At 59.6% G+C, this 23,681-nt stretch carries 28 protein-coding genes; 10 read left to right on the top strand and 18 right to left on the bottom strand.

Going from position 1 to position 23,681, the window contains the following annotated elements:
• Nucleotides 1–8 precede the first annotated feature (8 nt).
• The 11 genes from RMV17_RS24685 to RMV17_RS24635 all read right to left on the bottom strand — a co-directional run bounded on the left by RMV17_RS24685 (nucleotide 9) and on the right by RMV17_RS24635 (nucleotide 9,783).
• Nucleotides 9–500: a DUF2878 domain-containing protein gene (locus RMV17_RS24685; protein ID WP_311883235.1), complete on the bottom strand. Its 492-nt coding sequence runs from the start codon at nucleotides 498–500 to the stop codon at nucleotides 9–11.
• Nucleotides 493–1,758 carry a cyclopropane-fatty-acyl-phospholipid synthase family protein gene (locus RMV17_RS24680; protein ID WP_311883233.1) on the bottom strand — a complete coding sequence of 422 codons (1,266 nt, stop codon included), beginning with the start codon at nucleotides 1,756–1,758 and terminating at the stop codon, nucleotides 493–495. The genes RMV17_RS24685 and RMV17_RS24680 overlap by 8 nt, the downstream gene beginning before the upstream one ends.
• On the bottom strand, nucleotides 1,745–2,560 hold the full coding sequence (locus tag RMV17_RS24675; protein WP_311883232.1) for a DUF1365 domain-containing protein: 816 nt from the start codon (nucleotides 2,558–2,560) through the stop codon (nucleotides 1,745–1,747). The genes RMV17_RS24680 and RMV17_RS24675 overlap by 14 nt, the downstream gene beginning before the upstream one ends.
• On the bottom strand, nucleotides 2,557–3,804 hold the full coding sequence (locus RMV17_RS24670; protein ID WP_311883229.1) for an FAD-dependent oxidoreductase: 1,248 nt from the start codon (nucleotides 3,802–3,804) through the stop codon (nucleotides 2,557–2,559). Before RMV17_RS24670 ends, RMV17_RS24675 begins: the two co-directional genes overlap by 4 nt.
• Nucleotides 3,801–4,583 carry an SDR family NAD(P)-dependent oxidoreductase gene (locus tag RMV17_RS24665; protein ID WP_034156024.1) on the bottom strand — a complete coding sequence of 261 codons (783 nt, stop codon included), beginning with the start codon at nucleotides 4,581–4,583 and terminating at the stop codon, nucleotides 3,801–3,803. Before RMV17_RS24665 ends, RMV17_RS24670 begins: the two co-directional genes overlap by 4 nt.
• Nucleotides 4,580–5,002, bottom strand: a complete 423-nt coding sequence (locus RMV17_RS24660; RefSeq protein ID WP_016987206.1) for a nuclear transport factor 2 family protein — start codon at nucleotides 5,000–5,002, stop codon at nucleotides 4,580–4,582. The genes RMV17_RS24665 and RMV17_RS24660 overlap by 4 nt, the downstream gene beginning before the upstream one ends.
• Nucleotides 4,995–6,440 (bottom strand): deoxyribodipyrimidine photo-lyase, encoded by a 1,446-nt coding sequence (phrB, locus tag RMV17_RS24655; protein ID WP_311883223.1) that lies wholly within the window; start codon nucleotides 6,438–6,440, stop codon nucleotides 4,995–4,997. Before phrB ends, RMV17_RS24660 begins: the two co-directional genes overlap by 8 nt.
• 20 nt (nucleotides 6,441–6,460) lie before the next feature.
• Nucleotides 6,461–7,402: a MerR family transcriptional regulator gene (locus tag RMV17_RS24650; protein ID WP_311883221.1), complete on the bottom strand. Its 942-nt coding sequence runs from the start codon at nucleotides 7,400–7,402 to the stop codon at nucleotides 6,461–6,463.
• A complete protein-coding gene (locus tag RMV17_RS24645) occupies nucleotides 7,402–8,364 on the bottom strand; it encodes a DUF523 and DUF1722 domain-containing protein (RefSeq protein WP_311883220.1) in 963 nt (320 codons plus the stop codon). The genes RMV17_RS24650 and RMV17_RS24645 overlap by 1 nt, the downstream gene beginning before the upstream one ends.
• 220 nt (nucleotides 8,365–8,584) lie before the next feature.
• Nucleotides 8,585–8,800, bottom strand: a complete 216-nt coding sequence (locus RMV17_RS24640; RefSeq protein WP_034156020.1) for a TIGR02450 family Trp-rich protein — start codon at nucleotides 8,798–8,800, stop codon at nucleotides 8,585–8,587.
• The gene (locus RMV17_RS24635) at nucleotides 8,797–9,783 is read right to left on the bottom strand and encodes an NAD(P)/FAD-dependent oxidoreductase (protein WP_034156019.1); all 987 of its coding nucleotides are present in this window, start codon (nucleotides 9,781–9,783) and stop codon (nucleotides 8,797–8,799) included. Before RMV17_RS24635 ends, RMV17_RS24640 begins: the two co-directional genes overlap by 4 nt.
• 197 nt (nucleotides 9,784–9,980) lie before the next feature.
• On the opposite strand from RMV17_RS24635, the gene RMV17_RS24630 reads away from it, so the two are divergent.
• The gene (locus RMV17_RS24630) at nucleotides 9,981–10,883 is read left to right on the top strand and encodes a TIGR01777 family oxidoreductase (RefSeq protein ID WP_108226021.1); all 903 of its coding nucleotides are present in this window, start codon (nucleotides 9,981–9,983) and stop codon (nucleotides 10,881–10,883) included.
• A gap of 13 nt (nucleotides 10,884–10,896) precedes the next feature.
• Entirely contained in the window at nucleotides 10,897–11,922 is a 1,026-nt protein-coding gene (gene hemH, locus RMV17_RS24625) for a ferrochelatase (protein WP_311883216.1), read from the top strand.
• A gap of 122 nt (nucleotides 11,923–12,044) precedes the next feature.
• Here the strand turns inward: hemH and RMV17_RS24620 are convergent, their stop codons facing one another.
• Together RMV17_RS24620 and upp are read right to left on the bottom strand one after the other, a co-directional pair.
• Nucleotides 12,045–13,319, bottom strand: coding sequence for a uracil-xanthine permease family protein (locus RMV17_RS24620; RefSeq protein ID WP_016987198.1), 1,275 nt, complete (start codon nucleotides 13,317–13,319; stop codon nucleotides 12,045–12,047).
• Between the two features lie 2 nt (nucleotides 13,320–13,321).
• The gene (gene upp / locus RMV17_RS24615) at nucleotides 13,322–13,960 is read right to left on the bottom strand and encodes a uracil phosphoribosyltransferase (RefSeq protein WP_007912842.1); all 639 of its coding nucleotides are present in this window, start codon (nucleotides 13,958–13,960) and stop codon (nucleotides 13,322–13,324) included.
• A 163-nt stretch (nucleotides 13,961–14,123) separates the two neighbouring features.
• On the opposite strand from upp, the gene RMV17_RS24610 reads away from it, so the two are divergent.
• The 3 genes from RMV17_RS24610 (at nucleotide 14,124) to RMV17_RS24600 (ending at nucleotide 15,647) form a co-directional block, all read left to right on the top strand.
• Complete coding sequence (locus RMV17_RS24610; RefSeq protein ID WP_007912840.1) at nucleotides 14,124–14,681, top strand: hypoxanthine-guanine phosphoribosyltransferase; 558 nt, start codon at nucleotides 14,124–14,126, stop codon at nucleotides 14,679–14,681.
• Nucleotides 14,682–14,816: 135 nt separating this feature from the next.
• Entirely contained in the window at nucleotides 14,817–15,296 is a 480-nt protein-coding gene (locus RMV17_RS24605; protein ID WP_034156016.1) for a hypothetical protein, read from the top strand.
• Between the two features lie 63 nt (nucleotides 15,297–15,359).
• The gene (locus tag RMV17_RS24600; protein WP_034156015.1) at nucleotides 15,360–15,647 is read left to right on the top strand and encodes a PA4642 family protein; all 288 of its coding nucleotides are present in this window, start codon (nucleotides 15,360–15,362) and stop codon (nucleotides 15,645–15,647) included.
• A gap of 150 nt (nucleotides 15,648–15,797) precedes the next feature.
• Here RMV17_RS24600 and mqo read toward each other — a convergent pair whose 3' ends face one another.
• Nucleotides 15,798–17,306, bottom strand: coding sequence for a malate dehydrogenase (quinone) (gene mqo / locus RMV17_RS24595; protein WP_311883210.1), 1,509 nt, complete (start codon nucleotides 17,304–17,306; stop codon nucleotides 15,798–15,800).
• 709 nt (nucleotides 17,307–18,015) lie between these two features.
• Entirely contained in the window at nucleotides 18,016–18,249 is a 234-nt protein-coding gene (locus RMV17_RS24590; RefSeq protein WP_034154335.1) for a hypothetical protein, read from the bottom strand.
• Nucleotides 18,250–18,453: 204 nt separating this feature from the next.
• On the opposite strand from RMV17_RS24590, the gene RMV17_RS24585 reads away from it, so the two are divergent.
• Nucleotides 18,454–19,038 (top strand): YajG family lipoprotein, encoded by a 585-nt coding sequence (locus RMV17_RS24585; protein WP_034154336.1) that lies wholly within the window; start codon nucleotides 18,454–18,456, stop codon nucleotides 19,036–19,038.
• Between the two features lie 496 nt (nucleotides 19,039–19,534).
• Here the strand turns inward: RMV17_RS24585 and RMV17_RS24580 are convergent, their stop codons facing one another.
• Nucleotides 19,535–19,741 (bottom strand): hypothetical protein, encoded by a 207-nt coding sequence (locus RMV17_RS24580; protein ID WP_311883206.1) that lies wholly within the window; start codon nucleotides 19,739–19,741, stop codon nucleotides 19,535–19,537.
• A 193-nt stretch (nucleotides 19,742–19,934) separates the two neighbouring features.
• On the opposite strand from RMV17_RS24580, the gene RMV17_RS24575 reads away from it, so the two are divergent.
• On the top strand, nucleotides 19,935–20,213 hold the full coding sequence (locus RMV17_RS24575) for a hypothetical protein (protein WP_034154337.1): 279 nt from the start codon (nucleotides 19,935–19,937) through the stop codon (nucleotides 20,211–20,213).
• Between the two features lie 88 nt (nucleotides 20,214–20,301).
• Here RMV17_RS24575 and RMV17_RS24570 read toward each other — a convergent pair whose 3' ends face one another.
• On the bottom strand, nucleotides 20,302–21,465 hold the full coding sequence (locus RMV17_RS24570; protein ID WP_311883201.1) for a 1-acyl-sn-glycerol-3-phosphate acyltransferase: 1,164 nt from the start codon (nucleotides 21,463–21,465) through the stop codon (nucleotides 20,302–20,304).
• Between the two features lie 142 nt (nucleotides 21,466–21,607).
• Here RMV17_RS24570 and RMV17_RS24565 point away from each other — a divergent pair, with 142 nt between their 5' ends.
• From RMV17_RS24565 to RMV17_RS24555, 3 genes are read left to right on the top strand one after another with little or no spacing between them, the layout of a single operon-like run.
• On the top strand, nucleotides 21,608–21,790 hold the full coding sequence (locus RMV17_RS24565; RefSeq protein WP_007967714.1) for a CPXCG motif-containing cysteine-rich protein: 183 nt from the start codon (nucleotides 21,608–21,610) through the stop codon (nucleotides 21,788–21,790).
• Between the two features lie 9 nt (nucleotides 21,791–21,799).
• The gene (locus RMV17_RS24560; RefSeq protein ID WP_007912819.1) at nucleotides 21,800–22,060 is read left to right on the top strand and encodes a putative signal transducing protein; all 261 of its coding nucleotides are present in this window, start codon (nucleotides 21,800–21,802) and stop codon (nucleotides 22,058–22,060) included.
• A gap of 36 nt (nucleotides 22,061–22,096) precedes the next feature.
• Nucleotides 22,097–22,720, top strand: a complete 624-nt coding sequence (locus tag RMV17_RS24555; protein WP_311883195.1) for an SOS response-associated peptidase — start codon at nucleotides 22,097–22,099, stop codon at nucleotides 22,718–22,720.
• Between the two features lie 207 nt (nucleotides 22,721–22,927).
• Here RMV17_RS24555 and RMV17_RS30225 read toward each other — a convergent pair whose 3' ends face one another.
• Nucleotides 22,928–23,632 (bottom strand): methyl-accepting chemotaxis protein, encoded by a 705-nt coding sequence (locus tag RMV17_RS30225; RefSeq protein WP_409373140.1) that lies wholly within the window; start codon nucleotides 23,630–23,632, stop codon nucleotides 22,928–22,930.
• Nucleotides 23,633–23,681: the final 49 nt, after the last annotated feature.

Genomic DNA, 23,681 nt, shown 5'->3' with positions numbered 1-23,681 from the left:
ACAGACGCTCAGTGTGCCAGCCGCCGAGCCATCGCATGCAGCAGCGGAAACAGCAGCGCCCAGAGCAGGCCGATGCCGATCAATGTCGGTAACTCGCCATAGGGAAATTGCACTCCGGCCAGCCGCCCGCCAGCGTAATACGACAACGCGCCGCCGACCGCACCCAGCACGCTGGCCAGCCACCACGGCCGGGCGCTCCATGCCAGGCAATGACGCAACGTGGTCGCCAGCAGTGCCCAGAGCAGCATCAGCCACAGCGGAATCAGCGGCGACTGATCCTGAAACTCGAACACCCCGACACCACGCAACACACTGTCCACCGCCGTGCCGACAATCACCACGCTCAAAATCAAACGGCCTTCAGCCGCCCAACTGCTGATCCAGCGCAGATGAATCACCAGCACCGCCAACGCGACCAGTAACCACAAACTGTTGCCGCCGAGCACGCAGGTCAGCCAGCCGATCTGGAACAGCACAGCATTGGCGACACGCTCAAGCATCGAAGCGTCCGAGCAACGGCGCGGTCATCGCGGCCGGTTTCGCCAGCAACAGTTGCGCGGTGCCAATGGTGCGTTCGAGGAAGCCGCCCTCGCAGTAACACAGGTAAAACTCCCACAGCCGCAGGAAATAATCGTCGTAACCCAACTCGCTCAAACGGCCATGGGCGCGACGAAAATTCTCATGCCACAGGCGCAGGGTTCGTGCGTAGTGCAGGCCGAAATCCTCCATGTGCAGCAGGTTCATGTCGGTGTCGCGGCTGACCACTTCGAGCATTTTCTGCACGCAGGGCAGGGCACCGCCGGGGAAGATGTAGCGCTGAATAAAGTCGACGCCGCGCTTGGCCTGTTCATAGCGCTGCTCGCGGATGGTGATCGCCTGGATCAGCATCAGGCCGTTGCTCTTGAGCAAGTGCGCGCATTGTTTGAAGTAGGTCGGCAGGAAGCGGTGACCGACCGCCTCGATCATTTCGATCGACACCAGTTTGTCGTATTCGCCGCTGAGGTCGCGGTAGTCCTTGAGCAGCAGCGTGATCTGATCCTGCAAACCCAGTTGTTCGATACGTTGCGCGGTAAACGCGTACTGCTCTTTCGACAGGGTCGTGGTGGTGACGCGGCAACCGTAATTTTGTGCGGCGTAGAGCGCCATGCTGCCCCAACCGGTGCCGATTTCCAGCAAATGGTCGCCGGGTTTGAGCGCGAGTTTCTGGCAGATCCGCTCCAGCTTGTTCAACTGCGCCTGCTCCAGGCTGTCTTCGGGCGTAAGGAACTGCGCCGCCGAATACATCATGGTCGGGTCGAGAAACTGCTCGAACAGATCGTTACCGAGGTCGTAGTGCGCCGCGATGTTCTTCTGCGAACCCTTGCGCGTATTGCGGTTGAGCCAGTGCAAGCCTTGCACCAACGGCCGGCCGAGACGGGCCAGGCCGCCCTCCATCGCATCGAGCACGTCCAGATTGCTGACGAATACGCGTACCACTGCCGTCAGATCCGGTGAACTCCAATAACCGTGAATAAAGGCCTCGCCGGCACCAATCGAACCGTTGCCCGCGACCATGCCCCAGACGGCCGGGTCGAGCACATGGATTTCCCCGAGCAAGGCACTGCCCGGCGTGCCGAACATCAGCCGTTCGCCATCCTCGACCACCAGCAATTGTCCGTGTTTGAGCTGCGCCAATTGGCGCAACACGCCGCGGCGCAGCAACGACCCGGTCAAACCGTTGGTGCTGAGCCGACTGACCGACAGACTAGAGGATTTCATGGCGGTGCTCCTTGGGAGGCACAGTGGCGGTTTGAAAACTGCCGTCGGCAGTCTGATGAGCAAAGAGCGGTGCGCGTTTGAGCAGCAGGCGCAGCGCCTGCCAGTAAATCGCCAAGGCAGTTTTTGCGGTCATCCACGGAAAGCGCCGCAAGTGACGGTGCAGGCTGTGGCGATCAAGGCTTTCGCGTTGCAGATTGAGCGTCGCGTCGAACAGTTTGTGCTCGCCTTGCCAGTCGGCCATGTGCACACCGAGGTTTTGCGCGGCGGGACTGAAACTCATACGGTATTCAAGATCGCGCGGCAAAAACGGTGAAACGTGAAAGGCTTTGGCCACGGCGAAGTGCTGATGAAAATCCTGCAGGTCGACGGGCGTGCGTGCTGGCAGCACGTAGTGATAACGCTCGCGCCACGGCGTATTGGTGACTTCGCAGACAATCGCCGCCAGTTGCCCGTCGGCCTCGTGGCAATAAAAGAAACTCACCGGATTGAACGACAACCCCCAACTGCGTGCTTGGGTCAGCAGGCAGATCGAGCCTTGCGGTTCATGGCCGATGGCGATGCCGACCTGCTGGCGTACGGCATCGATCAGGCGCATGCCACGGCTGGTAAAAGTCTTGAGATAGTCGGTTTCGCGAAATGAAAACGGCGCAAAGCGACTGCGTCCGGCCAGTGGCGACAGTGCAAGCACCGCGTCCTGTTCACTGAGATCGAGGTAGAGCAAACCGATCCGGTAGCGGAATTCATGGCGGCGCGGCGAGAAGCGCCGATGGCCGATCCAGCCGCTGTACAGGGCGCTGTTCATAAGGTTTCCCCGAACGCGGCGGCCACGCGCAAGGCGCTGACCACACCGTCCTCATGAAAACCGTTAGCCCAATAGGCGCCGCAATAATGCGTGTGCTGCGCGCCATCCAGTTCGCCCCAGCGGTTTTGTGCCGCCACCGCCGCGAGGCTGAATTGCGGGTGGGCGTAGGTGTAACGGGCGAGCACTTTGTCCGGGCTGATGCCGGCGCTCTGATTGAGGCTGACGCAGAACGTGGTGTCGCTCTGAATGCCCTGGAGAATGTTCATGTCGTAGGTGACGGCGGCGTGGGTGTGGCCGGCGCCGCTGAGCCGATAATTCCAGCTCGCCCAGGCCAGTTTGCGTGTCGGCAGCAAACGGGTGTCGGTGTGCAGCACCACTTCGTTGTCGGCGTAGGGCAGGGCGCCGAGGATCGCGCGTTCAGCATCGCTCGGCACCGCCAGCAGTTTCAACGCTTGATCGCTGTGGCAGGCGAACACCACATGATCGAAGTGTTCGAGGCCTGCCGGGCTGTGGATAACTACGCCATGCACGTCACGATCAACCCGGGTTACCGGGCAATTGAGACGAATCCGCTCCTTGAACGCTGCCGTCAGCGGCGCGATATAGGCGCTCGAGCCGCCTTCGATGACTTGCCACTGCGGACGATCACTGACCGACAACAGCCCATGATTCTTGAAGAACCGCACAAAAAACTGCAGTGGGAAGTTGAGCATTTCCGCCATCGGCATCGACCAGATCGCCGAGCCCATCGGCACGATGTAATGCAGGATGAAACGTTCACCGTAACCGCCGGCCTTGAGGTATTCGTCGAGGGTGGTGTCGGCGGCGATGCGCAGTTCGACGAGGTCGCGCTGGGCTTCTTTATTGAAACGCAGAATATCGCGCAACATACCCCAGAACCCCGGCGACAACAGGTTGCTGCGCTGGGCGAAGAGGCTGTTGAGATTGTTGCCGTTGTATTCCAGGCCGGTGTCCGGGTCGGTCACCGAGAAACTCATTTCCGTCGGTTTGAACGCTACGCCAAGCTGGCTGAGCAGGCGGATAAAGTTCGGGTAGGTCCAGTCGTTGAACACGATGAACCCGGTGTCCACGGCATATTGGCGGCCATCGACGGTCACCGGCACGGTGTGCGTGTGGCCACCGACCCAGTCGCCCGCCTCGAACACCGTCACTTCATGGCGGCGATTGAGCAGGTAGGCGCAGGTCAGCCCGGCGATCCCGCTGCCGACGATGGCAATTTTCATGTCGGATCCGTCAGCGGTGGGGACTTGCGCACCATACGCTTGCCGATCGCCAATTGGACGCGTGCCGGCAGTTTCGACAGTGGCCACAACGCGGCCATGAACAGCGCCGGAAAGGCGATCTCCAGCGGCCGATCCTTGAGCTTGGCGAAGATGTGCCGCGCGGCTTTATCCACAGGCCAGCTCAACGGCATGGGGAAATCGTTTTTGGCGGTCAGCGGTGTTTCGACGAAACCCGGGCTGACCACGGTGACTTCAATGCCTTCATCGGCCAGGTCAATGCGCAGCGATTCGAACAGGTAACGCAAACCGGCCTTGGAGGCGCCATAGGCTTCGGCCCGTGGCAACGGCAGATAGGTTACCGAACTGGCCATGCCGATCAGATGCGGCGCGGTGCCTTTGCGCAACAGTGGCAACGCGGCCTCAATGCAGTAACTGCTGGCGAGCAGATTGGTGCGCACCACATGCTCGATGATCGAGGAGTCGAACTGCTTGGCATCCACGTATTCGCAGGTGCCGGCGTTGAGAATCACCGAGTCCAGCGAACCCCAGTCCTGCATGATCTGCTCGCCGATTTCGCGCACAGTCTGGCTGTTGGTCAGATCTCCCGGCACCACCAAAACCTGCCCTGGATAGCGTTGCGACAAGACCTTGAGCGGAGCGATCTGGCGGGAACTGACCGCCAGGTGCGCACCGGTTTTCAGGATCTCTTCAGCCAGCGCCGCGCCGATGCCACTGCTGGCCCCGGTCAACCAATAACGCCGTGGAGGTGTACGACTCATCCCATTCTCCTTTTCAGCCAGGCGATGACCCGGCCCAATACTGGCAAGTGTTCATACAGCAGCGCCCCGGCATCGAAATAATCCCGATGGCGATAAACCTTGTCGTGCCACAGCAGGTGCGAACAGCCGCTGACACGAATTACGCGGCCACCCGCCAGGCGCGGGTGGCGATAACTCATGACCCAGCGCAGGTAGCCTTCACAGTCGCCGATCTGGTCGAAACCATGAAAGTCGAAACGCAGTTCGCTGACATTGGCGTACAGCTCGCCGAAGTAGTCGCGTAACTGCGCCAGCCCCTGCACCTCGTGCAGCGGGTCAGTGAAATGAATGTCATCGCTGTACAGCTCGCCCAGGCTTTGCAGGTTGTCTTTGTTCAACGCTGAAAATTGCCGGGCGAAGCGGCGCAGGAATTCACTCATCATCACCTCCTGAAGACGTACGCGAAGGCAGATTCTTGAAGGCTGCCAAGGCCCGTTGGCGTGAGGTGCTGAGGTTGACGATCGGCGACGGATAATCCGCCGCGCCGAACAAACCACCGACGTCGGCCGGGTTATGCACTTGTTTTTTGTCGAGGCCCGCCAGTTCCGGCAGCCAGTGCTTGATGAACAGGCCTTCGCTGTCGAATTTTTCCGACTGGCTCAACGGGTTGAAGATGCGGAAGTACGGCGCCGAGTCGGTGCCCGTCGACGAACTCCATTGCCAGCCACCGTTGTTCGCCGCCAGATCGCCGTCGATGAGGTGGCGCATGAAAAAGCGTTCACCTTCGCGCCAGTCGATCAGCAGGTTTTTGGTCAGGAACATCGCCACGACCATGCGCAGGCGATTGTGCATCCATCCGGTTTCGAGCAATTGGCGCATGGCCGCATCGATGATCGGCAGACCGGTGCGCGCCTCTTGCCACGCGGCGAGATCGTCCGGCGCATCACGCCAGGCGAGGGCTTCGGTTTCCGGGCGAAAGGCGCGGTGCCGCGAGACCCGTGGATAGCCGACCAGGATGTGTTTGTAGAACTCGCGCCACAGCAGCTCGTTGATCCAGGTGACCGCACCGACCTTGCCGCTTTCGAACTCGCCCTGATTGCTTTGCAGGGCGGCGTGCAAGCATTGGCGCGGTGAGATCACGCCGGCAGCGAGATACGCCGAGAGCTGACTGGTGCCGGGTTTGGCCGGGAAGTCGCGTTCACTTTGGTAGTAGTCGATCTGCACGTCGGTGAAGGTGTCGAGGCGGCGTCGTGCTTCCTGTTCACCGGCGGGCCACAGATCGCGCAGGGATTGGCTCGGTGTGGCGAAGCCTTTGACGGAGTCGGGAACCGGGTCGCTGTCTATCGCCAGTTTTGCCTGTTTACCTGGGGCCTTGACCAACGCAGGCATCGAGCGATGCAGGCGTTCGTAACAGACTTTGCGAAACTGGCTGAACACCTTGAAGTAGCTGTCGGTCTTGGTCAGCACCGTGCCGGGTTTGAACAGCAACTGGTCGAGATAGCTGTGAAAGGTGATGCCCTCGGCCTTTAGTGTTTCGCCTACCGCTGCATCGCGACGGCTTTCATGGACGCCATATTCTTCATTGACGTGGACCGCCGCAATCTTCAGTTGCCGGCAGAGCTTGAGCAGTTCCGCCGGGGCTTTATCCCAATGGGTTGCAGTGCGAATCAGCAACGGGATGTTGAGTTGGCCAAGGCTGGCGCTCAGCTCACGCAGGTTGCGCAACCAGAAGTCGACCTTGCACGGCGCATCGTCATGTTCCAGCCACTGCTGCGGGCTCAACAGGTACACGGCGACCGTCGGGCCGCGCGCTGCGGCAGCCGCGAGGGCAGTGTTGTCATGTTGGCGCAAGTCGCTGCGCAGCCAGATCAATTGCATGTCGGAACTCACTGCGTCCATTAGATCAGCCCACGCTGAACAAGCACCTGGTGCGCTACAAGCGCGTCTTCAGCCAGGAACACATCAGCCATCTCGCAAGTTCTTACGGACAACTCGGCGTGGTGGATGCATACCGTTGGTCCGACCAGCATTTTCGGGCAACTGACTCCATTCAATAGTTTCGGCAACTGCGCAAGGTTCATGGCTTTGCTGGAATACAGCAGTACGCCACGGGCTTGCAGATGTTCGACCGCCAGTGCCAGTTCGGCGGCCGGCAGCGGCCAGTCAAACACTTGCACCGGACAATCAGCGCTGCTGATCAGCCACGCGCACAGCCACAGATGAGGTTCCAGTGGCAGGTCGGAATGATTGATCAATAACAGCGGGGCGTCATGTAACTGACGATTGTTATGGTAGATGCGTGTGCCGAATTTGCTGCGCAACCACGAATAAAAGAACACTCGCTCCATCTGCGCGCCGAACTGGCCTTGCCAGCGCTGCTCCAGTTCCGCCAGCAGCGGCATCAGCAATTGCCCGCACAAGGTGCGTGGCGGGTAGAGCGCCATGGCCTGATTGACGCTGTCGTCGAGGCTGCGTTCATTGAGTTGCGTGACGGCCGCCAGCAATGTCTGGCGCAACCGTTGCCAGTCGTTTTCCACCGTTTCGCTGAACGCCTGTGGCGTGTCGAGCAGCGGTTTGACCTGGCTGACCGCGACGCCACGGTTGAGCCAGGTAAGGATGGTCAGAATTCGCTGCACATGTTCGGCCGAATACAGCCGGTGACCCTTGGGTGTGCGTTGCGGGACGACCAGCCCGTAGCGGCGTTCCCACGCACGCAGGGTGATTGCGTTGACGCCGGTTTGCCGGGCGACTTCACGAATCGGCAGCCAGCCCTCGTCGAGGGCTTTTTTAAAATCAGCACCAAGGTCTTCCTGGGCGCTGGTATCCATTTTGTCGTTCATTAGATTGCGTTTCGCAGGCTGAGGTTTTCCGGGTGCGGTTGCAGGTAAACCTGTTGCGCGATGTACGAATCCGGATGGAGGCGAAAGTGATGCTTGAGCAGCGTCAACGGCACCACCAGCGGCACGATGCCTTGGCGGTACTGGCCGATGACGTGTTGCATTTCCTGTTTGTCTTCGGCGCTGATCGCCTGTTTCAGATAACCGCTGATGTGCTGCAGGACATTGCTGTGGGTGCCGCGCGTGGCGCATTTTTTCAGCGCTGCCATCAGTTCGCTGAAGTAGCGTGGGCCGAGTTCGACGGGATCGGTGTCGGCCATGTTGCCGAGCAGTTTGCCCAGCGCTTTGTATTGCAGTGGGTTGTGCGCCATCAGCAAGTATTTGTAGCGCGAATGGAATTCGGTGAGGGCGCGACGACTCAGGCCATTGGCGAGGACTTGTTGCCATTCGCTGTAGGCGAATACGCGGGTGATGAAGTTCTCGCGCAGTACCGGATCGTTGAGGCGCCCGGCTTCTTCCACCGGCAGATCCGGGTGCTGTGCGCAGAACGCCTGAGCGTAAATCCCGCGCCCGCCGCCGTTCACCGGGGCGCCATTGGCGTGGTAGACCTTGACCCGTTCCAGGCCGCAGGACGGCGACTGCTGCATGAAGATGTAGCCGCAGATGTCATCGAGTTCGGCGGCCATTTTTGTGCCGTATTCGGCCAAAGGCTGAGTGACGTTGATCGCAGGGTTTACCGTGCCGATGGCTTCAGGATGTTCTGGATCACCGACGAGGCGGATCGGCTCGCGGGGAATGCCCAGGCCGATTGCGACCTCCGGACATACCGGAACGAAATCGAAATGCTCGGTGAGGGTGCGGCTGCACAGCCGTGATTCCTTGTGTCCACCGTTGTAGCGCACCTCGGCGCCCAGCAGGCAGGCGCTGATGGCGATTTTTGGTTTGGCTGCGCAAGAGTCAGACATGGGCACCTCGAATCCATACCTGTACAGAGGTTGATCTCTGTACAACTTTGCTCAGCATAGATTCATGGGTGTACAAGTCAAATGATTTGTACAACATTTGCCGGTTGAACGCAGTTCACTGTGGGAGCGAGCTTGCTCGCGAATACGCATTAACATTCAACAAATGCATTGATTGACACACCGCCTTCGCGAGCAAGCTCGCTCCCACAGGGGACGGTATTTACTTCCAGCCCTGCAGCCATTCGGCGTTGTTCTGTAGAGTCTGCCAATCGAGGCGCTCAGCACGCTTGGTCAACACCGCCTGCAACTCGACTTCCAGCACTGTGCCTTCCTCGTCGCGAAACAACTCGGTCACCAGAAAATGTTTTTCACGATTCTGCGGGTGGGCTGCTGTCCATTTCGACAGCAGCAATTTTTGCGGATTTATGCGGTTCATTGCAGGTGTTCGTGCAAACGTCGCGCGGCTTCCTGACCGCTCAGCCACGCGCCTTCGACACGTCCGGAAAGGCACCAGTCGCCGCAGGCATACAGGCCAAGATCGGCATCCGCCAGAGTGCCCCATTCGTGGCCCGTCGCCGGGCGCGCGTAGAGCCAGCGGTGGGCGAGGCTGAAGGTGGGCGCGGGCATGGCGCTGTGCAGCAGTTCGGCAAAAGCACCGTGCAGTTGTTCGATCACCGCTTCCTTGGACAGGTCGATGTGTTGCCGGCTCCACGCGCTGGTGGCATGCAGCACCCAGGTGTCGAGAGTGTTGTCGCGTCCCGGTTTGCTGCGGTTGCGCGCCAGCCAGTCGAGTGGGCTGTCTTGCACGAAGCAGCCTTCGATCGGCGTATCCAGTGGCGTTTCGAAGGCGAGGGCAACGGCCCAGGTCGGCTCCATTTTCACCCCCGCGGCGGCACCGGCCAGCTTCGGCGCGGCGGCCAACAAAGCAGTCGCTTGCGGTGCCGGCGTGGCAATCACAACATGACTGAACGGCCCGTGAGTGAAGCCTTCGGCGTCCTGCAGATGCCAGTGTTCCTCACCGCGAAAGACCTCGGTGATGCGGCAGGCAAAGTGCACTTCCAGACCGTCGAGCAAACCACGGGTGATGGCGCTCATACGCGGCGCACCGACCCAGCGCGTCTGCTCGTCCGGCGACAGATTCAGTTGCCCGCCCTGATAGGTGTAGAGCTGCGGCGTCCACTCGGCGACCCAGCCCTGGCTTTGCCAACGCTGCACTTCGGTGACGAAGCGCCGATCACGCGCGGTGAAATATTGCGCGCCCAGGTCCAGCGAGCCAGCGTCGCTGCGCTTGCTCGACATGCGCCCGCCGCTGCCGCGACTTTTATCGAACAATTGCACGGTATGCCCGGTCTCTGTCAGAGCCTGGGCGGCGGAGAGCCCGGCGATGCCGGTGCCGATGATTGCGATAGGTACAGTCATAGGGGCCTCGTTTACCTTTCTGTACAGACTACGCCGTGGATGAAACCTGTACAATTTTGTTTTTTGGTATAACTTCTAGCGTTCTCGTTCTGACAGCTTGGCCTATGGTTAAACAATAGAGCCTGCCCGATAGAAAAGATCCCTGCTTATAAAAATAGACTAGTGATCCGGGTTAAACGCCACGCGAGGAAGATGTCATGCACATATTGCTGACCGGCGGTACTGGTTTGATCGGACGTCAGCTCTGCCGATACTGGTCGCAGCAGGGCCATCGCTTGACGGTGTGGAGCCGCAAGCCGGAGAAAGTCGCGAAGATTTGCGGTGCGCAGGTGCGTGGCATCGCGCGTCTGGAAGACCTCGGCGAAGAATCCGTGGACGCGATCATCAATCTGGCCGGTGCGCCGATTGCCGATCGGCCGTGGACCCATCGCCGCAAAGCGTTGCTGTGGAGCAGCCGCATCAAGCTGACGGAAACACTGTTGGCCTGGCTCGAAACCCGCGCGCAGAAACCGGCATTGCTGATTTCCGGATCGGCAATCGGCTGGTACGGCGATGGCGGTGAGCGCGAGCTGACGGAAGATTCGCCGCCGGTGATCGACGATTTCGCCAGCCAGTTGTGCATCGCCTGGGAGGAAACCGCACTGCGCGCCGAAGCGCAGGGCATCCGCGTGGTACTGGTGCGAACCGGTTTGGTGCTGTCGGCCGAGGGCGGCTTTTTGTCGCGCTTGCTGTTGCCGTTCAAACTCGGGCTGGGCGGGCCTTTGGGCAATGGTCGGCAGTGGATGCCGTGGATTCATATCAACGACCAAATCGCCCTGATTGATTTTCTTCTGCATCGGGATCAGGCCAGTGGTCCTTATAATGCCTGCGCGCCGCAACCGGTGCGCAATCGCGAATTTGCCAAGACGCTGGGCAGCGTGTTGCACCGCCCGGCGTTCATGCCGATGCCGACCCTGGCGCTGAAGGTCGGCCTCGGCGAGATGTCTTTGTTGTTGCTCGGCGGCCAGAAGGCCATGCCGACACGCTTGCTGGAAGCGGGTTTCACTTTCCAGTTCACGGATTTACGCGCGGCCCTGGACGATCTCTCCAGCCGCCTCTGAAATAGGACGTTGCATGACCGATCACGCTTTGCTTCTGGTCAACCTGGGTTCCCCGGCCTCCACCTCGGTGGCCGATGTGCGCAGCTACCTCAATCAATTCCTGATGGACCCGTACGTGATTGACCTGCCGTGGCCGGTGCGGCGTTTGCTGGTGTCGCTGATCCTGATCAAGCGCCCGGAGCAATCGGCCCACGCCTATGCATCGATCTGGTGGGACGAGGGTTCACCGCTGGTGGTGCTCAGCCGTCGCCTGCAACAGCAGATGACCTCGCAGTGGACCCACGGCCCGGTCGAGTTGGCGATGCGCTACGGCGAACCGTCGATTGAAACCTGTTTGCTCAAACTGGTTGCGGCGGGGCACAAGCGCATCACACTGGCGCCGCTCTATCCGCAGTTCGCCGACAGCACCACCACCACGGTGATCGAAGAAGCGAAACGGGTGATCCGGCAGAAGAAACTCGACGTGCAACTGTCGGTGCTGCAACCGTTCTACGATCAGCCGGAATATCTCGATGCGTTGGTCGAAAGCGCCCGGCCACATCTACAACAGGATTACGATCACCTGTTGCTGAGTTTCCACGGTTTGCCTGAGCGGCACCTGACCAAACTCGATCCGACCGGCAATCACTGCTTCAAGAATGATGATTGCTGCAAGAACGCCTCGCCTGCGGTCATGGCGACCTGTTATCGCGCGCAATGCCTGCGTACCGCAGCGTTGTTCGCCGAGCGCATGGGCCTGCCGGATGGCAAATGGTCGGTATCGTTTCAGTCGCGTCTGGGCCGGGCAAAGTGGATCGAACCGTACACTGAAGCGCGACTGGATGAGCTGGCGAAAAGCGGCGTGAAGAAAATTCTGGTGATGTGCCCGGCGTTTGTCGCCGATTGCATCGAGACACTGGAAGAGATTGGCGATCGCGGTAACGAGCAATTCCGCGAAGCGGGGGGCGAGGAGCTGGTGCTGGTGCCATGCCTGAACGATGACACGCATTGGGCGAAAGCCTTGGCGACTCTCTGCGAGCGAGCGCCGCTGGCGTTGTGATGATCGTTCCCACGCTCAGCGTGGGAATGCCTCTAGGGACGCTCTGCGTCCAGTGACGCGGAGCGTCATGGGCTGCGTTCCCACGCAGAGCGTGGGAACGATCACACATCAGATCTAAAGGTCTAGATCAGCGGCTCATCCGCCTTCTTGTTCTTCCAGCCATCGTTGCCCGGCAGAATCAGGTTCAGCGCAATCGCCACCACCGCGCACAGCGCGATGCCTTTGAGGCCGAAGTCATCCGGACCGGTACCGGTGCCGACCAGCACACCGCCAATCCCGAATACCAACGTCACCGACACGATCACCAGATTGCGTGCTTCGCCCAGATCGATCTTGTGACGGATCAGGGTGTTCATCCCCACCGCTGCGATCGAACCGAACAACAGGCACAAAATCCCGCCCATCACCGGCACCGGGATGCTTTGCAGCAGGGCGCCGAACTTGCCGATGAACGCCAGGCTGATGGCAAAGATCGCCGCCCAGGTCATGATTTTCGGGTTGTAGTTCTTGGTCAGCATCACCGCGCCCGTCACTTCTGCGTAAGTGGTGTTTGGCGGGCCACCGAACATGCCGGCAGCGGTGGTGGCAATGCCGTCACCGAGCAGGGTGCGATGCAGGCCTGGCTTCTTCAGGTAGTCACGACCGGTCACGCTGCCCACAGCAATCACGCCACCGATGTGCTCAATGGCCGGCGCCAGCGCCACCGGAACGATGAACAGGATCGCCTGCCAGTTGAACTCCGGTGCGGTGAAATGCGGAATCGCAAACCATGGCGCGGCGGCAATCTTCGCCGTGTCGACCACGCCGAAATAGAACGCCATAGCAAAACCGACCAGCACACCGGAGATGATCGGCACCAGGCGGAAGATGCCTTTACCGAACACCGCCACGATCAACGTGGTCAGCAGCGCCGGCATCGAGATCAACATTGCGGTCTGGTAATGGATCAGTTCAGAACCGTCGCCAGCCTTGCCCATCGCCATGTTTGCGGCAATCGGCGCCATGGCCAGGCCGATGGAAATGATCACCGGACCAATCACCACCGGTGGCAGCAAGCGGTCGATAAATCCGGTGCCTTTGATCTTCACGGCAAGGCCGAGGAAGGTGTAGACGAAACCGGCCGCCATCACACCGCCCATGGTCGCGGCGAGGCCGAACTGGCCCTTGGCGAGAATGATCGGGGTGATGAAGGCGAAGCTCGACGCCAGAAACACCGGCACCTGACGCCCGGTGACGATCTGGAACAGAATCGTCCCAAGACCTGCGGTAAACAGTGCCACGTTCGGGTCCAGGCCCGTGATCAGCGGCATCAGCACCAGGGCGCCGAAAGCCACGAACAGCATCTGGGCGCCGGACAGCACCGTGCGCCAGAGCGGATCGTTGAACTCTTGCTGCATGGTCACGCGTCCTTCTGCTTGGTGCCGAAGATCTTGTCACCGGCGTCGCCAAGTCCAGGGATGATGTAACCGTGCTCGTTCAAGCGCTCATCGATGGACGCGGTGTAGATGGTCACGTCCGGGTGAGCTTTTTCGACTGCGGCAATACCTTCCGGCGCGGCAACCAGCACCATGGCGCGGATGTCTTTGCAGCCAGCCTTTTTCAGCAGGTCGATGGTCGCAACCATCGAGCTGCCGGTGGCGAGCATCGGATCGATGATCATCGCCAACCGTTCGTCGATTTCCGGAACCAGTTTTTCCAGATAGGTGTGCGCTTGCAGGGTTTCTTCGTTGCGGGCGACGCCCACCGCGGAAACCTTGGCACCCGGGATCAGGCTCAGCACGCCTTCAAGCATGCCGATGCCGGCGCGCAGGATCGGCACGACGGTGATCTTCTTGCCGGCGATCTTCTCGACCGACACGGTGCCGCACCAGCCTGCAATATCGTATGACTCCAGCGGCAAATCTTTTGTAGCTTCATAGGTCAACAGGGCGCCGACTTCCTGAGCGAGCTCACGGAAATTCTTGGTGCTGATATCGGCGCGGCGCATCAGGCCGAGTTTATGACGGATCAGCGGATGGCGGATCTCGAGGATGGGCATGGAAAAACTCCGGCGGCGGGCAAAAAAACCGGCCTAGATTAATCTATCCGAGGGTGATGTCCTATAGGACATTCTGTACGTTAGTCCATAAAGGCTTGATTCGGCCTCGATGGATGCGTACCTTTGCCCGCTTTTCCAATTCCGCCAACCCTTGGAGAGCGCCATGTCCGCTGATCTCGAGCATATCCGTCAAATCATGCGAGAGGCTGACTGCCTGTACACCGAGTCTGAAGTCGAGGCGGCCATCGCCCGTGTCGGTGCACAAATCAACGAACAACTGGCTGACAGCAACCCGGTGGTGTTCTGCGTGATGAACGGCGGCCTGATCTTCTCCGGCAAGTTGCTGACTCATCTGCACTTCCCGCTGGAAGCGTCCTACCTGCACGCGACCCGTTATCGCAACGAAACCAGCGGCGGCGACCTGTTCTGGAAAGCCAAGCCGGAAGTCTCGTTCATCGACCGCGACGTGCTGATCATCGACGACATCCTCGACGAAGGTCACACCCTCGGCGCGATCATCGACTTCTGCAAACACGCCGGCGCGCGCAAAGTGCACACCGCCGTGCTGATCGACAAGGATCACGACCGCAAGGCGCGTCCTGACCTGAAAGCCGATTTCGTCGGCCTGCCGTGCATCGACCGCTACATCTTCGGTTACGGCATGGATTACAAAGGCTACTGGCGCAACGCCAACGGGATCTTTGCCGTTAAAGGCATGTAAGCAAGATCAAAAGATCGCAGCCTTCGGCAGCTCCTACATGGGATTGATGTCCACCCTGTAGGAGCTGCGGAACGCTGCGATCTTTTGCTTTTAATCCCATGCTAGAGTGCTCGGCCCCGCCCTCCGGAGCCTGCCATGAGCCTCTTGATCCGCAGCATTGCCGCCCTGTTGCTGACCTTCAGCCTGCCGCTTTTTGCCGCGCCGATGCACAGCCAGTTCCTGCCGCCGGACGATCTGACCGTGCGCGATGCCGAGCCTGAACAGCAGCAACTCATGCAGGTCACCGACTATTCCGTGGTCATTGGCGCGCAACGCCAGTCCAATCAGCAGCCGATTCCGGTCACCTCGCCATTGATGATCCGCCTCAAGGGCAAATCCCTGAACAAAGGCGCGACCATTACTCAGGTGTTGGTCAATTTCGACGGCGAAAGCAAAAGCCTGAAAAAACCGGTCTACGACGATAAGAGCAAAACCCTGACGCTGTTTTATCCACAGGCCCAATACCGCGTGATCATCGATCTGCTGCGCAATGACACTGTGTATGTGCAGTTCCTCAGTTACGCCAACGGCCATATCTGGGCCGATTTGCACACGGGGGCGGTGCGATCGCGTTGAGCCGGGCGGCCGGGCAGGGGTAAACTGCCCGCCCCGTGTAATGTCTGCGAGCTGGAGTCGGCAATGCGTAAAGATAAGAAACAAGTGATTGGTGACGAGATCGGCGATGAGCAGATCAAGCTGTTCCTCGATTTTGAGCCGGTCGACGCCACTTCGCCGTCGCTGCACAAACTGATCAAGGCCTACCGTGGCCTGCGTATCGACGACTTCGAACGCTTTCTGGGCTTCTTCGTTGCAGCGGGTTACGACGTTGATGGCAAAGACGAGCAGGGCAAGACCTTTGTTGACCTGATCGCCGATCAGCGCAACGCCCCGGACTACATCGAGCTGATCGAGAAGTCCCGCGGTTAAGGTCAAAAGACAAGATCAAAAAATCGCAGCCTGCGGCAGCTCCTACATGGGATTGATGTACACCCTGTAGGAGCTGCCGAAGGCTGCGATCTTTTGCTTCTGGCAGACATAAAAAAACGCCCCGATCGGGGCGTTTTTTATGCGGCTAGATCAAGCGTAGCTTGGGGTCTCGCTGCTTTCTTCAACCAGTTCCAGCGCGATGTTGTTCTGCGTGTTGATCTTGCGATACAGCGCAGCATCGGTTTCCAGGACCTTTTCACGGGCCGGGAAGATTTCCGCCAGTTTGCCGGCCCACTCGCCCTTGGCCTTGGCCGGGAAGCACTTCTCGATCAGCTCGAGCATGATCGAAACGGTCACCGACGCACCCGGCGAAGCGCCGAGCAGGGCGGCGAGGGAACCGTCCTTGGCCGCAACCAGTTCGGTACCGAACTGCAGGATGCCGCCCTTTTTCGGGTCTTTCTTGATGATCTGCACCCGTTGGCCAGCCACTTCCAGGCGCCAGTCTTCGGCTTTCGCCTCTGGGTAGAAACGGCGCAGGGAATCCAGGCGCTGTTCCATCGATTGCATCACTTCGCTGACCAGGTACTTGGTCAGGTCCATGTTGTTTTTCGCCACGGCCAGCATCGGCCCGATGTTGCCGGCGCGAACCGACAGCGGCAGGTCCATGAAGGAACCGTGCTTGAGGAACTTGGTGGTGAAACCGGCGTATGGCCCGAACAGCAGCGATTTCTTGCCGTCGACCACGCGGGTGTCCAGGTGCGGCACCGACATCGGTGGCGAACCCACCGCGGCCTGGCTGTACACCTTGGCCTGGTGGTGCTTGACCACTTCCGGGTTGTCGCAACGCAGCCACTGGCCGCTGATCGGGAAGCCGCCGAAGCCTTTGCTTTCTTCGATGCCCGAAGCCTGCAGCAACGGCAGCGCCGCACCACCCGCGCCGAGGAAAACGAACTTGGCATCGACTTCACGGCTGCTGCCGCTGTTGACGTCCTTGATGCTGACGGTCCAGCCGCTGCCGTTACGCTTGAGGCCGGTCACGCGCTTGCAGTATTTGACTTGAGCGTCGGGAGCGCTGGTCAGGTGCTTGAGCAACTGATTGGTCAGGGCGCCGAAGTTGACGTCGGTACCGTTCATCACGCGGGTCGCGGCGAGGACTTCATCTTGCGCGCGGCCCGGCATCATCAGTGGCATCCACTCGGCCATCTTGGCCTTGTCTTCGGTGTACTCCATGTCAGCGAAGGCGTGGTGCTTGCTCAATACGTCGAAGCGCGATTTGAGGAAAGACACGCCGCTGTCGCCCTGGACGAAACTCAGGTGCGGCACCGGGCTGATGAAGGATTTGCACGAGCCGAACGTGCCTTTCTTGGTCAGATACGACCAGAACTGCTTCGACACCTCGAACTGGGTGTTGATGTGCACGGCTTTCTTGATGTCGACGGTGCCATCAGCGGCTTGCGGCGTGTAGTTCAGCTCGCACAGGCCCGCGTGGCCGGTACCGGCGTTGTTCCATGGGTTGGAACTCTCTGCAGCACCGGAATCCATCAGCTCGACGACTTCCAGCTTGATCGCGGGGTCGAGCTCTTTGAGCAGTACTGCCAGGGTGGCACTCATGATGCCCGCCCCAACCAGAACTACGTCGACTGCTTCGTTATGCGCCATTTAACGCGTCTCCAAAATCTGCAGCACCAAATTGTCGGCATGGCTGCCAGGCGTTCCGGGACAGATCAGTTATGCCCCAGCTATCCGTGGTCAGGTCGCCATGTCCGAATCTTCGCAATTTTTCGCAACTTCGACGGATGTATGCGGCTTGGCTTTCAAGAGCTCCATGAACTCATTTCAGCACGCAGCTGGCAATTCGACTTATGGTCGAGACATCCGTTTTTGTGCAACCAAATCCGTAGCGGACAGGCTTCAGGCTCCGATATTCGAGGTATACCCGGTCCTGTGTCGTTGGGCTGTTTCAGACGCTAATGGTGCATGTTCAGACGCAAAACTTTTCATTTGCTCGCCACACTCTTGTGAAGTTGTGAAAACCCGTTTTTTTCACGCTCTTTTGAAGACGTGAACCTCAAAAAAGGGCTGTCCAGGCCTGGCACCTTGCCCGCAAAGGCAAAACAACGCGGTGGCCGAGCGTCATGACAGCTCTGCAGATTCGCGAAAAGCGGGGTTTTTGCCGGAAGAACAGGCAAGCGCGCCAACTTCACTCGATCTGTGTGGGCGGCTCTCTGTGGGCGATTTTGGGTGTCGATGCATGCGCATTGACGCTGTTGCGGGGCCCGATCAGGAGACGTCCTTATAATCGGGGGGAGATTGTATCGAAGAAATGCGGGCAGTTGCTCGTGTTTAATGACTTTTATTAGGCATCCGGTCAGATGCTCAACATCGCTTGCACCCGTGCACGGGGCTGCGACGCTATGACGCGGGCGCTGGCGGGCAGTGGCTGGTGCAACCAGTTGAGGCGGATTTCTTCGATTTCCACCCAGCCGTCGCCCATCGGTTGCAGGCTGCACTGCTTGAATGCCTGGCAATGGCCATGGCGGTCGAGCAGGGCGAAGCTGCGGTGCAGCGGGCGCGGGGCGAACAACGAGATCAGATAACGCATGGTTGAGTACCTTGTGGGGGACTGATTGCAAGGTTGCCAAGACGCCGTGACGTGAACGTGTATGCCGGGTGAATAATCTGTGACAGGAACCGCTTTCCCAAGGGTTTGTCAGACATTTCAGTATTCGCTGCCGGGCGCTGGTTACCCGCAGTGGCCCACCGCTATACTGCCGGCCTGTTTGTGCCTGATTCTGGAGAGAAGAGCATGTTGCAACGCCTGTTGTTCGGTTTGATCACTGTGGCCGGTTTGACCCTGGCCGGCTGCGCCCACAGCCCGCAACAACTGAGCCCGGAGCCGAAGCTGACCACTCAGCTCGCACCGGTCGGCCGTGGCCAGCCAGTCGTCGTGCGCGTGGTCGACGGTCGTCCGTCGCCAACCCTCGGTACCCGTGGCGGCCTGTACCCGGAAACCAGCGCCATCACCGTGCAGCGCGAGCAGATCCTGCCGAAGTTGCAGGCTCAGGCTGAAGCCGCCGTGCGTCTGCTCGGTTTCACCCCGACCAATAACGCACCGAATGCTCCGCAGTTGACCGTTACCCTGGCCGAGCTGAAATACCAGTCGCCGAAAGAAGGCATGTACGTGACCGAAGCGACCATTGGCGCAACCTTCCGCTCCGATGTGCAGAACGCCAACCGCCGTTATAGCGGCCGTTATGGCGCTTCGCTGGACCAGCGTTTCGGCATGGCGCCGAACCAGGAAACCAACACCAAACTGGTCAGCGATGTGTTGAGCGATGCGCTGACGCGTCTGTTCAAGGATCCGACTGTGGGTCAGGTTCTGGCTGAGTAAGTTTTCGGCGGATGTGAAAAAGCCCGGGATCAGTGATGGTCCCGGGCTTTTTTGTGGGTGTCAGGGTTGGAATTTGTGGCGTATGGGAGATCGATCCCCCTCACCCCAGCCCTCTCCCCAAAGGGGCGAGGGGGAAAGGGAGCCGATCGGTGTCTTTCTTGTGATCTGCATTCACCTCGAACTTTCAGGTCGATGTACCTCGAAAATCCACCTCGGTCAGTCCCCTCTCCCCCAAAGGGGGCGAGGGGGAAAGGGAGCCGATCGGTGTCTTTCTTGAGATCTGCATTCACCTCGAACTTTCAGGTCGATGTACAACGAAAATCCACCTCGGTCAGTCCCCTCTCCCCCAAAGGGGGCGTGGGGGAAAGGGAGCAGATCGGTGTCTTTCTTGAGATCTGCATTCACCTCGAACTTTCAGGTCGATGTACATCGAAAATCCACCTCGGTCAGTCCCCTCTCCCTCCGGGAGAGGGCTAGGGTGAGGGTGCTTCTGCTTTCAGGCAGCCTGCGAGTAAAAGTCGAGCACGCTAACGCCCGTCAGCAAATCCGCCTCGGGCAAATCCGCATGCTGATGCCCGCCCAGCGCGCAATACACCAGCCAATGGCGATCCTGCACATTGAAAGCGAGGCTACCGACGAGACTCTGTTGTTCGTCATAAGGCGTGATGAGGTACAGACGATCCTGGTTTTCAGCGTGAAGCATGTCGCGTTCCATGTGTGTTTCGAGGCGCGCAGGGTGGCCTATCCACATGACGAAGCCGTGACACAGGACAGCCATCGGTCGATTGTCAGGTAATTTGTCGCAAAGCCTGGGGCAGGGCACTCGGGTTTCGGTAGAATCCGCGCCGCAGTCGTCGATCTGGCAACTGCCGTACCGGTTCAGATAGAGGTCTGTGATGTCGCTGCACTTGATGACGCTGTTTACCGCCCATCCCGCCAAGTTGATCAACTTGCTGGCGTTGTTGTTGGCGTTTCCGGGCAGTTGGCTGCTGCACGCCACTCGCCGCCGTGAACAGCGCGCGATGGCCAGCATTGCCGCCCAGCGTCAGGCACAGCCGAATGCCGAGCCGATCCTGGACTGGGCGACCTTGCGCATGAACCGGTTTTTCTATCGCTTCGGTTTTGCCTGCCTCGCGCTGGCCTTGATCGTTTCCTGGATCAGCACACGCTATTAAAAGCAAAAGATCGCAGCCTTCGGCAGCTCCTACACGAATCCCCTGTAGGAGCTGCCGAAGGCTGCGATCTTTTGATCTTGCCGTTGCTTTACAGCAGTAACCCAGCCTTGACACGGTATTGATTACGCACCGGCGTCGCATATTGCAGCACCAGATACGGACGATGCTCCTCAGGGCAAGCGTCCAGCCGGCTCTGCCATTCTTCCTGCGCCTTGGCCAGTTCATCCGCCGGGAACACCTCGGCAGCTTTCGGCACATTCAACTGCGGATCGGCATCGGCCCACTGCGCATACGCCAGGTAATGCACCGGGAACAAGCGGTAACCGCCGAGAATCTGCTTGTCCATCTCGACCGCCAATTGCTTGGTGTCTTCGAACAGCTCGGTGATCGGCGCGGCAAAGTTCACGTGCACCCGGCCCTTGTAGCCAGTGATGCCCTTGGCGATGCTCACATCGTCCTCGCCGGGCGCTTTCGCGTAAGTGCCGGTGGTGGCGCGGATATACAACTCGCGAGCCTTGGCCTGGTCGCACGGGTCGTATTCGTAGCTGATCGACACCGGGGTGACGTTCAACGAGCGGATCACTTCACCGAATGGCTCGTCCTTGCGGCTCATGTGGAACATCTTGAGGATCGCCGACTCGGTACGGTCATCGCCATCCTTCGCCCGGCCTTCAGCCTGAGCGATCCAGATCGACGCGCAATCGTTGCGGATCGAGTGGTTGATGTACGCCGACAACAGCTGATACGCGGCCATTTTTTCGCGACGGCCGGTGATCGAACGGTGGACGATGAAGCTCTTGTTCAGACGCATCAGGTCGCTGACAAACGGCTTTTGCAGCAGGTTGTCGCCAATCGCAATGCGCGGTGTCGGCAGGCCGGCGTGGTACACGGCGTAGTTGACGAAGGCCGGGTCCATCACGATATCGCGGTGGTTGGCGATGAACAGATAGGCGCTGCCGGACTTGAATTGCTCGACACCGGTGTAAGTCACGCCGTCGGTGGCGCGCTCGATGGTGTGGTCGACGTAGGACTCGACCTTGTCCTGCAACGTCGCCACCGACGTCACGTCGGCGAACTCACGACGCAGCCGATGGGCTATAAGTGGTTTGAGCATCCAGCCGAAGGCACCGGCAAAACGCGGGAAGCGGAAGTGGGTGAGGATATCTAGAAACGCCTTGTCGCCGAGCAGTCTTGCCAGTACCACGGGTACTTCGCTGTCGTCGTAAGGTCGGATGGCATCGAATTCGCCCATCATGCTCTCTTGTTGGAAACGGCTAGGGTAAGTAAAGGTTTTGATCGAAAACCCGCGGGGCACGGTCTGAAAAAGTAGCCAGACAAAAATAGCCCTGCAAATAGACCGGCGATTATACGCACAAGTCACTTGGGAGACCGCGATGCTGGAAGCCGCTGAATACGAATGTCCTTATTGTGGGGAAACGGTCGAGACGACAGTGGACCTGTCCGGCGGCGATCAGACCTATATCGAGGACTGTCAGGTGTGTTGTCGGCCCATCACGTTCGTATTGCAGGTCCATGGCGAGGACTGGTTTCTGGAAGTCTTCAGCGAAAACGAGTGAGGCGCGCCCATGCAGCGAATCTACGAGCCGGAAAACCTGATGGAAGGCGAAATGCTCAAGGGCATGCTCGCCAGCGAAGGCATCGAGGCGCACTTGATTGGCCGTGATTTGCTCGGTGGTACGGGCGAGCTGCCGATCTTCGGTCTGTTGGGCTTATCTGTGGATAACGATCAGGCCGAATACGCCCGCGAGCTGATCACCGCGTACAATGCCGCGCTGCCGCTGCCCGGCGATGAACCGGAGAGCTTCCCCGGGACGCTGGTCTGTTAGGCTGAGCTTCGTTTTACTTCAGAGTCGTGTTGCCCCATGTGTGGACGTTATGCCCTGTTTCGCTGGAACCGCGACTTCGCGGCCCTGCCAGGTTTTCCCGCCGATCAGCAGGCGCAGTGGAACATTTCCCCCAATGATTCGGTGTTGATGCTGCGTGCCGGTGAAGATGGCCAGCGCGCTCTGGCCCGCGCCCGTTGGGGGCTGACGCCGCCGTGGCTGACCGATCTGTCGAAAACCCCGGCACATGCCCGGGCGGAAACCGTGGCCGAGCAACCGATGTTTCGTGAGGCGCTACGCCAGCGTCGCTGCCTGCTGCCAGCCAATGGTTTTTACGAATGGCGCGGGACCCAGCGCAAGCGCCCGTTCTGGCTGACGCCGGGGGAGGGCTCATCACTGTTTTTTGCGGCGATCTGGGAGGCTTATCCGGTGCAGGAACAGGTGTGGTTGAGTACGGCGGTGATTACACAGCCGGCGTCGAGTCAGCGGCGGCCGTTGATTCTCGATGAGGCGGGGCAGGCGGCGTGGCTGGATCCGGAGACGCCGTTGCATGTGTTGCAGGGGCTGCTGGCCAGTGAACCGGCGGTGTTGCGTGAGCGGGTGTTGGCGAATCTGATCAATGATCCGAAGCTCAATGGGCCGGAGTGTTTGACCCCGGGTTAAACCCAGAAGATCAAAAGCCCCTCACCCTAGCCCTCTCCCCGAGGGAGAGGGGACTGATTGGGGGATATTGACGAAATACACCGACTTGAACGCTCAGCTTTGAATCCATAATCGACTGGTTATTTCAGGTCGATGTATGACGGGAGACAACTCGGTCAGTCCCCTCTCCCTCTGGGAGAGGGTTAGGGTGAGGGTGCTTTTCGCTTTTCAGACCTTGAACTGATTGATCAACCGCCGCTGCTGCTCCGCCAGTTTGGTCAAATCGGCACTCGCCGAACTCGACTCATCCGCACCGCCCGCGACCTCATTGGCCACCTGTCCAATGTTGATCACGTTGCGATTGATGTCATCCGCCACCGCACTCTGCTCTTCCGCCGCGCTGGCAATCTGCGTGTTCATGTCGTTGATCACCGAAACCGCCTGAGTAATCGTTTCCAGCGCCTCAGCCGCTTTCGCCGCGTGCTGCACGCTTTCATCAGTACGGTTCTGGCTGTCCTCCATGACCCGCACCACATCGCGCGTGCCCTGTTGCAGTTGCTGGATCATGGTCTGGATTTCTTCGGTAGCCTTCTGTGTCTTCTGCGCCAGATTGCGCACTTCGTCGGCCACCACGGCAAACCCACGACCCTGTTCACCGGCACGTGCGGCTTCAATCGCCGCGTTCAGCGCCAGCAAATTGGTCTGCTCGGCAATCCCGCGAATGGCGGTGAGAATGGCGTTGATGTTCTCGCTGTCCTTGGCCAGTGTTTGCACCACGTCTACGGCTTTGCCGATTTCCACTGCCAGCACACCGATCGAGTTCGAGGTGTCACGAACAATCTGCATGCCCTGACTCGCCGCCTGATCGGCATGGCTGGCCGCTTGCGCAGCCTGCGTCGCGTTACGTGCGACGTCCTGCGCGGTGGCGGTCATTTCCTGTACCGCCGTGGCGACCTGATCGATCTCGGCCATTTGTTTTTGA

It is taken from the genome of Pseudomonas sp. VD-NE ins, assembly GCF_031882575.1.
Taxonomy (GTDB): Bacteria; Pseudomonadota; Gammaproteobacteria; order Pseudomonadales; family Pseudomonadaceae; genus Aquipseudomonas; species Aquipseudomonas fluorescens_BZ.
This window is presented reverse-complemented; position numbering and strand designations above follow the sequence as displayed.

Coding starts and splice junctions, on each gene's coding strand:
- RMV17_RS24680 (WP_311883233.1), bottom strand. CDS start 1,758: ATGAAATCCTCTAGTCTGTCGGTCAGTCGGCTCAGCACCAACGGTTTG.
- phrB (WP_311883223.1), bottom strand. CDS start 6,440: ATGCAATTGATCTGGCTGCGCAGCGACTTGCGCCAACATGACAACACT.
- RMV17_RS24580 (WP_311883206.1), bottom strand. CDS start 19,741: ATGCTTCACGCTGAAAACCAGGATCGTCTGTACCTCATCACGCCTTAT.
- RMV17_RS24685 (WP_311883235.1), bottom strand. CDS start 500: ATGCTTGAGCGTGTCGCCAATGCTGTGCTGTTCCAGATCGGCTGGCTG.
- RMV17_RS24650 (WP_311883221.1), bottom strand. CDS start 7,402: ATGAACGACAAAATGGATACCAGCGCCCAGGAAGACCTTGGTGCTGAT.
- RMV17_RS24590 (WP_034154335.1), bottom strand. CDS start 18,249: ATGCGTTATCTGATCTCGTTGTTCGCCCCGCGCCCGCTGCACCGCAGC.
- RMV17_RS24660 (WP_016987206.1), bottom strand. CDS start 5,002: ATGAGTGAATTCCTGCGCCGCTTCGCCCGGCAATTTTCAGCGTTGAAC.
- RMV17_RS24560 (WP_007912819.1), top strand. CDS start 21,800: ATGCAGCGAATCTACGAGCCGGAAAACCTGATGGAAGGCGAAATGCTC.
- RMV17_RS30225 (WP_409373140.1), bottom strand. CDS start 23,632: ATGACCGCCACCGCGCAGGACGTCGCACGTAACGCGACGCAGGCTGCG.
- RMV17_RS24575 (WP_034154337.1), top strand. CDS start 19,935: ATGTCGCTGCACTTGATGACGCTGTTTACCGCCCATCCCGCCAAGTTG.
- RMV17_RS24635 (WP_034156019.1), bottom strand. CDS start 9,783: ATGACTGTACCTATCGCAATCATCGGCACCGGCATCGCCGGGCTCTCC.
- RMV17_RS24610 (WP_007912840.1), top strand. CDS start 14,124: ATGTCCGCTGATCTCGAGCATATCCGTCAAATCATGCGAGAGGCTGAC.
- RMV17_RS24665 (WP_034156024.1), bottom strand. CDS start 4,583: ATGAGTCGTACACCTCCACGGCGTTATTGGTTGACCGGGGCCAGCAGT.
- RMV17_RS24630 (WP_108226021.1), top strand. CDS start 9,981: ATGCACATATTGCTGACCGGCGGTACTGGTTTGATCGGACGTCAGCTC.
- hemH (WP_311883216.1), top strand. CDS start 10,897: ATGACCGATCACGCTTTGCTTCTGGTCAACCTGGGTTCCCCGGCCTCC.
- RMV17_RS24605 (WP_034156016.1), top strand. CDS start 14,817: ATGAGCCTCTTGATCCGCAGCATTGCCGCCCTGTTGCTGACCTTCAGC.
- RMV17_RS24620 (WP_016987198.1), bottom strand. CDS start 13,319: ATGCAGCAAGAGTTCAACGATCCGCTCTGGCGCACGGTGCTGTCCGGC.
- upp (WP_007912842.1), bottom strand. CDS start 13,960: ATGCCCATCCTCGAGATCCGCCATCCGCTGATCCGTCATAAACTCGGC.
- RMV17_RS24675 (WP_311883232.1), bottom strand. CDS start 2,560: ATGAACAGCGCCCTGTACAGCGGCTGGATCGGCCATCGGCGCTTCTCG.
- RMV17_RS24640 (WP_034156020.1), bottom strand. CDS start 8,800: ATGAACCGCATAAATCCGCAAAAATTGCTGCTGTCGAAATGGACAGCA.
- RMV17_RS24600 (WP_034156015.1), top strand. CDS start 15,360: ATGCGTAAAGATAAGAAACAAGTGATTGGTGACGAGATCGGCGATGAG.
- RMV17_RS24670 (WP_311883229.1), bottom strand. CDS start 3,804: ATGAAAATTGCCATCGTCGGCAGCGGGATCGCCGGGCTGACCTGCGCC.
- RMV17_RS24555 (WP_311883195.1), top strand. CDS start 22,097: ATGTGTGGACGTTATGCCCTGTTTCGCTGGAACCGCGACTTCGCGGCC.
- RMV17_RS24570 (WP_311883201.1), bottom strand. CDS start 21,465: ATGGGCGAATTCGATGCCATCCGACCTTACGACGACAGCGAAGTACCC.
- mqo (WP_311883210.1), bottom strand. CDS start 17,306: ATGGCGCATAACGAAGCAGTCGACGTAGTTCTGGTTGGGGCGGGCATC.
- RMV17_RS24585 (WP_034154336.1), top strand. CDS start 18,454: ATGTTGCAACGCCTGTTGTTCGGTTTGATCACTGTGGCCGGTTTGACC.
- RMV17_RS24565 (WP_007967714.1), top strand. CDS start 21,608: ATGCTGGAAGCCGCTGAATACGAATGTCCTTATTGTGGGGAAACGGTC.
- RMV17_RS24645 (WP_311883220.1), bottom strand. CDS start 8,364: ATGTCTGACTCTTGCGCAGCCAAACCAAAAATCGCCATCAGCGCCTGC.